Below are 6,323 nucleotides of genomic sequence, written 5' to 3'. Positions count from 1 at the left end.
GCCACGGGCTCGGCCGCGCGGACGAAACCGACGACGCGCAGTGGCGCGACGCGATGCACGCGAACCTCGACACCGCGTTCGTCAGCGCGCGCGCGTGCCTGCCCGACCTGATCGCGCAGCGCGGCAGCATCGTGCTGGTCGCGTCGATCGCCGCGCTCGCGGCCGGGCCCGGCGTGTGCGGCTACACGGTCGGCAAGCACGCGCTGCTCGGGCTCGCCCGGTCGCTCGCACGTGACTACGGGCCGCACGGCGTGCGGGCGAATGCGGTGTGCCCTGGCTGGGTCCGCACGCCGATGGCCGACGCGGAGATGGAACCGCTGATGTCGGCGCACGGCGACACGCTCGACGGCGCGTATGCACGCGTCAGCGCCGACGTGCCGCTGCGGCGCGCGGCCGATCCGGACGAGATCGCGGCCGTGTGCGCGTTCCTCGCATCGCCGGACGCGTCGTTCGTGACCGGCGCGACGCTCGTTGCCGACGGCGGCGCGATGGTGGTGGACGTGCCGACGCTCGCGTTCGACAAGCTTTGATGCGCGTGGGTGTGCCGCTCGCGTGACGTACGCGTCGCGGGCGGCGTTTCGTGCACGTCGTCCCGTCCGCCCGCTCCAGCGCCTGCCCACGCACGCCGGGTCCGCCGCTTATTTCCCGCCCCCGAAAATCCGCTACCATCGACCGATCCCGCCGCCCCGCCCGGCACCGCCTCACGGTTCGAACGTCGATGAACATCCGGTTTCTTGAAACCTTCGTCTGGCTCGCGAAGCTGGAAAACTTCCGGCTCACGGCCGAAAAACTGCACACCACGCAGGCCGCCGTATCGAGCCGCATCGCGTCGCTCGAGGAGGCATTCGACGTCCGCCTGTTCGACCGCAACACGCGCTCGGCCACGCTCACGCCCGCCGGGCGCCGCATGCTCGCGTACGCGGAGCGGATCGTGCGGCTCGACGGCGAAATGCGCCGCGACATCGATGCGGCGAGCGATGCGGGCCTGATCCGGATCGGCGTGATCGAATCGATCGTGCACAGCTGGTTCCCCGCGCTGATGGCGCAACTGCGCGAGCGCTATCCGCGCCTCGACGTCGAGATCACCAGCGACACGACGCTGCACCTGATCCGCCTGCTCAGCACCGACGGCGTCGACCTGATCCTGCAGACCGACCCGGTGCCGGGCCCCGATTTCACGAACCTGCCGCTGTGCGAATTCCCGGTGCGCTGGGCGGCCAGCCCGCGCCTCGGGCTCGGCGGCCAGGCGCTCGACGTCGCGCGCCTCGCGGAATTCCCGATCATCAGCTTCTCGCGCCACTCAGGACCGCACGCGACGATCGAGCGGCTGTTCGCGGCCGTCGAGCGGCCGGCCAGCATCAACTGCATCACGTCGGTCGCCGCGATGATCCGCCTCGTCGCGGACGGCTTCGGCGTGGCCGCGCTGCCGCCCGCGATCATCGGGCGCGAGCTGCACGAAGGCACGCTCGAACTGCTCGACGTCGAACCCGAATTCCCCGCGCTACCGCTGGTCGCGACGTATCGCAGCCAGGGCCTGCCGGTGGCCGCGCGCATCGCGGAGCTGGCCAGCGAAGTCGCGTGCGCGATGTCCGCCGCCGCGCATCACGCAAAGACGGCCGCGCCCGACAACGTGAGCAAAGCACCTGCCCGTCCCGCGACAAAGGCCAAAGCGACAGCACCGGCAAAAGCGAAACGCACGACGCCATCCGCCCCGCTCGCCGCGAAACGCCGCCCGCGCCGCTCATAAGAAAACCTGTTCACCGCGAATTTGTTTTCTTGTTGGACGGGCGCGGCCCGTCTTCGGGAAACTGCGGTTCCTGACACCCCGTCACGAGGAACCCCGCGATGACCCGCCTTTCCCTTCCACACGGCCAGCTTTGCGTCTGGACGGATATCGACCCCGCGCACGAAGCCGATTTCAACGCGTGGTACGACCGCGAGCACATGCAGGAACGTGTCGCGATTCCCGGCTTCACGCACGCGCGGCGCTTTCGCGCGACCGACCGCGGCCCGCGCAAGTACCTCGCGCTGTACGTGACGGACGCGCTCGACGTGTTCCATAGCGGCGCGTACCGGCGCGCGTTCACGCAGCAGAGCGCATGGTCGCTCGCGAACTTCGAGCGCATGACGGGCACGCAGCGACGCGTCGGAGAACTGACGATCGAGGCCGGCGACGGTGAAGGCGCGCATCTCGCGCTGTTCGTGCTGCCGCCGGATCGCATCGACGTGCCGCATCTGCGCGAGCGTTTCGACGACGTGCTGCACGAACCGGGCATCCACGCGGCACGACTGTTTTGCACCGCGCCCGAGCTGTCCGCGCCGATCGGCGCCGCTGCGGCCGCGCGCCCGGCCGCCGATGCGCTCGTGCTGATCGAAGGCAGCGATGCGGCCGCGACCCGCCGCGTGGCCGCCACGCTCGCCGGGCACGACGACGTGCGCACCTTCGAGCTGCTGTGGCGCGCTGCCGCGCCGCTGCACGTCACGCACGGCGACGTCGAAACCGCACCCGCTGCCGCGGCATGTTCGGCCTGATCGCCCACGCCGGCCGCACCGCAGGCGCGATGCCCACCCACGCATCGGTCCGGCATTTCATCCCGTTCCCCGTCACGACACGCCCGACACCATGAACACGCTCGCCCAGCCCGCCGTCCACGCGCCCCGCCGCGTCCGCACCAGCCGACTCGCGACCGCGAGCATGATCGGCACGTCGCTCGAGTGGTACGACTTCACGATCTACAACACGCTCGCCGCGCTCGTCTTCAACCACCTGTTCTTTCCGTCGGTCGATCCGCTGGCCGGCACGATCCTCGCGTTCTCGACCTATGCGGTCGGCTACGTATCGCGCCCGCTCGGCGGCTTCGTGTTCGGCAATCTCGGCGATCGCATCGGCCGCCGCGCGGTGCTGATGCTCACGCTCGTGCTGATGGGCGTGACGACCGCGTTGATGGGCGCGCTGCCGACCTATGCGCAGGCCGGCATCCTGAGCCCGATCCTGCTCGTCGCGCTGCGCTTCGTGCAGGGCGTCGCGCTCGGCGGCGAATGGGCCGGCGCAGTGCTGCTGTCGGTCGAGCACGGTGACCAGAAGCGGCGCGGGCTGTCCGCATCGTGGACGCAGATCGGCCCGTCGTTCGGCACGCTGCTCGGCACCGGCTGCATCGCGCTCGTGACGCTGTCGACCACGTCCGGTGATTTCCTGTCGTGGGGCTGGCGCGTACCGTTCGCGGCCAGCGCGCTGCTCGTCGTGTTCGGCTTCTGGCTGCGGCGCGGCGTCGACGAAACGCCGCAGTTCGAGCAGCTCGCCGAATCGCACGCGACTGCCGAGGTGCCCGTCGCCGACGTGCTGAAATACCACTGGAAGCGCCTGCTGATCGCGGGTGGCTCGCGGATCGGCTCGGACGTGCTGTATGCGCTGATCGTCGTGTTCACGCTCACCTACGTGACGACCGTGCTGCACCTGTCGCGCCCCGTCGCCTTGACGGCCGTGATGATCGGCACGGCCTGCAACGCGCTCGCGGTGCCGTGCTTCGGCGCGCTGTCGGACCGCTTCGGCCGCCGCCCCGTGTATCTCGCGGGTGCACTCGCCGGCATCGTGTGGGCGTTCGTGTTCTTCACGCTGCTCGATTCGGCGCGCCCCGGCGCGATCGTCGCGGCCGTCGCGATCGGCCTCGTGATCCACGCGGTGATGTACGGCCCGCAGGGCGCGTTCGTGACCGAACAGTTCCCGACCCGCGTGCGCTATGCGGGCTCGTCGCTCGCGTACACGCTCGCCGGCATCGTCGGCGGCGGCTTTGCACCGCTCGTAATCGCCGCGCTGTTCCGGCAGACGGGCACGACGACGGCCGTGTCGCTGTATGTCGCCGCCGCGCTCGTCGTCACGTCGATCGCGCTCCTCGTCGCACGCGAAACCGCGCACAAGCCGCTCGCGGATTGAACGTCGCCGTCAGCAAGCCGTTTCATTCATTCGCACTTCAAACGGATAGCCGCATGCCAACCCTGTCGTTCAACGTGATTTCCCGGCAACGCGCGCCGGCCACCGTCGACGTCGAGATCGCGCGCGTCGTGATCGCCGGCTGGGCCGGCCGCGATCCGGCCGCGATCCAGGCGCATATCGACGAACTCGCGGCGCTCGGCGTCGCGCCGCCGTCGACCACGCCCTGCTTCTATCGCGTGTCGGCCGCGCTGCTGACGCAGTCGCCCACGATCGGCGTGCTCGGCGCACGCTCGGGCGGCGAGATCGAATGCGTGCTGGTCGACAGCCCGGCCGGCACGCTCGTGACCGTCGGCTCCGATCATACGGATCGTGAAGTCGAAGCCTACGGCGTCGCGGTGTCGAAGCAGGTGTGCGCGAAACCGCTCGGCCACGACGCGTGGCTTTACGCCGACGTTGCGGATCACTGGGATGCGATCGAGATGCGTTCGTGGCTGATTTCGCGCGATGGCGGGCGGACGGCGTACCAGCACGGCGCGGTGAGTGGTTTGCTTGCGCCCGAGGTGCTGTGGCAGCGCTTCGACGACCGCCGGACGATGCCTGCGCGCGGCGCGATGTATGGCGGCACGGTCGCCGTGCATGGCCCGATCGCGGCAATGGGTGACGGCGAGGCGTTCGAGATGGAGCTGCACGATCCAGTGCTCGGGCGCAGCCTTCGGCACCGCTATGCGGTGGAGGTGCTGCCGGTCGTGGCATAACGGGTAACGAGGCGCGGCACATGGGCGCGCCAGCGTTCTGTCGCCGCGCCGGCTCCCGCTAATACGCCTAAAAGCAGTGATAGTCGGGAAAGTTGAACTGCGAGTTGCCGCAATACAGCACACCAGCCAGGTTGGTACACCCGCTCAATGCAAGCATCATTGCGCCCGCAACCGACACTTTCCACCCGAAATGCAACATTGCGCCCCCGTTTTCGCCTTTTCGACACGAGCCGACATGATGCGCATCGGACGGGCCCGGGTATGTGGAGAATTGTTGCGCCGCGGGTTCTGCGGTTCGCCATCGTGCCGGCCCGTGCCGGAGCTTGGACCCAGGCACGGGCCGTTGCTCACTTGAGACACCCGAGCCCCACCAGCGTCGCTTCCACCGCCGTGTCGAGCGGCGTCACCGGCTCACGGCCGAGCACCGCGGTCACCCGCGTGTTGTCGAGCCGGATCGGCTCGCGCCACAGGTAGCGCATCTCGAGCAATTCACGCAGCGTCGTGACGAACGGCGCCGCCGCCCACACGAACCACCACGGGAACTTGCGCACCGTCGGCCGCAGCCCGTGCCGCTGCGCGACGCGGCGCACGGCCTCCGCCATCTGCGTGCCATCCGCATCCCAATGCCCGCCGAGATGAAAGCGCGCGAACGGTTCCAGCGTGTCGCGCCGCTCGATCAGCTCGACCATCGCGCGCGCGGCATCCGGCACGTACGACCATTGGTGCCCGATGCCGTCCCGCCCCGGCACGCTGATGGCCGCCACCGGCTGCCCGGCCTTGACGAACCCCGCCGCGAACCAGCTGTTGCCGGTGAGCTTCGGCCCGAAGAAATCGCCGGCGCGCACGATGATCGTGCGGACGCCCTGCCCGGCCGCATCCTGCAGCCGGCGCTCCAGCTCGACGCGAATCGCGCCCTTGCGCGTCGACGGATGCTGCGGCGCATCTTCGACCAGCACCGGAAACGCATCGGCGCCGTAGTTGTAGACGGTGCCCGGCAACACGACGGTGGCCCGCTCCGCCTTTGCCGCCGCGATCGTGTTGTCGATCATCGGCAGCACCTGCCCGGCCCAGTTCCGGTAGCCCGGAGGATTCACCGCATGCACGATCACGCCGCAGCCGCGCGCGGCGCGGACGACCGCGTCGCGATCCATCGCGTCGCCGCGCATCCAGGTGATGCCGTCGCGCTCCACGACTTCGGCATCGAGCCCGCGCTTCAACCCGCGCACTTGCCAGCCCGCATCGCGCAACTGCCGCGCGACTTCCCCGCCAATCCCGCCGCTCGCGCCGAGCACGAGTGCCTGTCGTTGCGTCCCGCCTGCGTGGGTCGTCATTGCCGCTCTCCTTGAATGAATGTCCGTCATGACACGCATTCTGGCGTGGCTTCGGCTACCAAGGAATTGCCCAACCTGATAGATCAGCTATACATTTATGCATGACCACCGATCTGAACTGGGAACGCTACCGCACCTTTCTCGCCGTGCTGACGGAAGGCTCGCTGTCGGGCGCGGCGCGCGCCCTCGGCATCACGCAGCCGACGGCCGGCCGCCACGTCGCGGCACTGGAGGCCGCGTTCGGCCAGACGCTGTTCACGCGCTCGCCGTCCGGCCTGCTGCCGACCGAGGCGGCGCTCGCGCTGC

7 protein-coding genes are annotated in these 6,323 nt (G+C 69.6%); 6 read left to right on the top strand and 1 reads right to left on the bottom strand.

The annotated features are described in order from the left end of the window. From G3N98_RS37840 to G3N98_RS37820, 5 genes are all read left to right on the top strand, one after another. Positions 1–530, top strand: a 530-nt coding sequence (locus tag G3N98_RS37840) for an SDR family oxidoreductase (protein WP_206150981.1), incomplete at its 5' end; no start/stop codon positions are given. A gap of 188 nt (positions 531–718) precedes the next feature. After that, a complete protein-coding gene (locus G3N98_RS37835; protein ID WP_206150980.1) occupies positions 719–1,747 on the top strand; it encodes a LysR family transcriptional regulator in 1,029 nt (342 codons plus the stop codon). Positions 1,748–1,845: 98 nt separating this feature from the next. Further along, complete coding sequence (locus tag G3N98_RS37830) at positions 1,846–2,532, top strand: DUF4286 family protein (protein ID WP_206150979.1); 687 nt, start codon at positions 1,846–1,848, stop codon at positions 2,530–2,532. 91 nt (positions 2,533–2,623) lie between these two features. Continuing rightward, complete coding sequence (locus tag G3N98_RS37825; protein ID WP_206150978.1) at positions 2,624–3,931, top strand: MFS transporter; 1,308 nt, start codon at positions 2,624–2,626, stop codon at positions 3,929–3,931. Positions 3,932–3,984: 53 nt separating this feature from the next. Beyond that, the gene (locus tag G3N98_RS37820) at positions 3,985–4,686 is read left to right on the top strand and encodes a DUF2848 domain-containing protein (RefSeq protein ID WP_206150977.1); all 702 of its coding nucleotides are present in this window, start codon (positions 3,985–3,987) and stop codon (positions 4,684–4,686) included. Positions 4,687–5,033: 347 nt separating this feature from the next. Here G3N98_RS37820 and G3N98_RS37815 read toward each other — a convergent pair whose 3' ends face one another. After that, the gene (locus G3N98_RS37815; protein WP_089475220.1) at positions 5,034–6,017 is read right to left on the bottom strand and encodes an NAD-dependent epimerase/dehydratase family protein; all 984 of its coding nucleotides are present in this window, start codon (positions 6,015–6,017) and stop codon (positions 5,034–5,036) included. A 101-nt stretch (positions 6,018–6,118) separates the two neighbouring features. On the opposite strand from G3N98_RS37815, the gene G3N98_RS37810 reads away from it, so the two are divergent. Then, positions 6,119–6,323 (top strand): LysR family transcriptional regulator (locus tag G3N98_RS37810; RefSeq protein WP_206150976.1); only part of this gene is annotated, 205 nt, incomplete at its 3' end.

The organism is Burkholderia sp. Tr-20390, assembly GCF_017104595.1.
Lineage (GTDB): Bacteria > Pseudomonadota > Gammaproteobacteria > Burkholderiales > Burkholderiaceae > Burkholderia.
The sequence above is the reverse complement of the archived record's forward strand: the minus strand, read 5'-3'. Positions and strand labels throughout refer to the sequence as shown.